Raw genomic sequence first — 1,427 nt, forward strand, 5'->3', positions numbered from 1 at the left:
GACCAAGCGCTGCCTAGTTGTCGAAGCTATGAAGGTTGTTCATCCGGGCCGGACCAAGCGCTGCCTAGTTGTCGAAGCTATGAAGGTTGTTCATCCGGGCCGGTGCTGAGAGGCTGGGGTTGCGAAGCTCCAACGCCTGCGCCGGAGGTGCCCGGATGAACGTYCATCAGAATGCCCGTTTGACGCCTTGCGGTCGAGCCCTGCTGGCAGAGCGGGTCGTAGGGGGCTGGTCCGTCAAGGCGGCGGCACTGGCTGCGGGCGTCTCGGGCCGCACGGCGCATACTTGGCTTCGCCGGCAYCGGCAGGGCGGCGCGCGCAGGTTTCACGACCGCAGCTCAGCCCCGCATCACTGTCCGCATGCAACGCCTGTGCAGCGTGTTGCCGAGATCGAGGCGCTGAGGCGTCGCCGGCTGAGCGGCCCGCAGATCGCCGTTGCACTCGGCATGCCGCGCTCAACCGTGGGAGCGATCCTGCGCCGTCTGGGATTGAACCGATTGTCGGCGCTGGAGCCGAAACCCGAGATCCTGCGYTACGAGCGCGCCGCGCCGGGCGAGTTGMTCCACCTCGACATCAAGAGCCTGGGCCGGATCGACGGCGTCGGCCACCGCATCACCGGCAACCGCACCGGCCCAGGCCGCAATCGCGGCATCGGCTSGGACCATCTCCATGTCGCGATCGACGATGCCTCGCGGCTGGCCTTCGTCGAAGTTCTGCCAAGCCTCGGCCGGGACGACGCGACGGCCTTCCTCGAACGCGCGCTCGCCTGGTTCGGTCGTCTCGGCGTCACCGTCGAACGGGTGATGACCGATAACGGCTCGGCCTATCGCTCGAAGCTCTTCGCAGCCGCGCTCGCAAAGGCCGGCGCCCGYCATGTCCGCACCCGGCCCTACACCCCGCGAACCAACGGCAAGGCCGAGCGCTTYATCCAGACCAGYTTGCGYGAATGGGCCTATGCAAGACCCTATCAGAGCTCGGCAGAGCGCCACGCCGCCATCGGACCRTGGGCCGACAACTACAACCTCTCYCGCCCTCACTCAGCCCTCGGCGGAAAGTCGCCATGGACAAGACTGAACAACCTTCTTGGAAACGACASCTAGGCGTAGGCAAGGAAATTGCTCCACTGGCTCCGCCCTTGCCGTCTTCTGCACCAATCAATCAGCGCTGACGGGCTGAGTGCCTCTTCGGTAGGAATTTGCGCCGGTGGACTAAAGCTCCGTCAATTGGAGGCACGATCACACGCTGGTGGCAAAATGAAGCACGACAACGAAGTACCGCGCCATGGGGGAGCTCCAGTAGAAGGCATCCCGCCTGATATGCTGCGGCAATTGCGGATTGAACGAACCCGCTGACGCGGGAAAGCTGCGGGGTTTGTGACGGGAGGCTCCTGCTGGGAGGGTTTGGGTGTTGAAGCCACCCAGCCCAGCAGG

At 65.0% G+C, this 1,427-nt stretch carries 2 protein-coding genes; one reads left to right on the top strand and one right to left on the bottom strand.

What is annotated here, in order from left to right; all coding sequences use genetic code 11:
* The first annotated feature begins 155 nt into the window (after nt 1-155).
* Complete coding sequence (locus tag AC1D34_RS37570) at nt 156-1,097, top strand: IS481 family transposase (RefSeq protein WP_476827030.1); 942 nt, start codon at nt 156-158, stop codon at nt 1,095-1,097.
* 135 nt (nt 1,098-1,232) lie between these two features.
* Here AC1D34_RS37570 and AC1D34_RS37575 read toward each other — a convergent pair.
* Nucleotides 1,233-1,427: hypothetical protein (locus AC1D34_RS37575; RefSeq protein ID WP_476827031.1), on the bottom strand; the 195-nt coding region annotated here is incomplete at its 5' end.

The organism is Allobosea sp. P1_A7 (assembly GCF_056406775.1).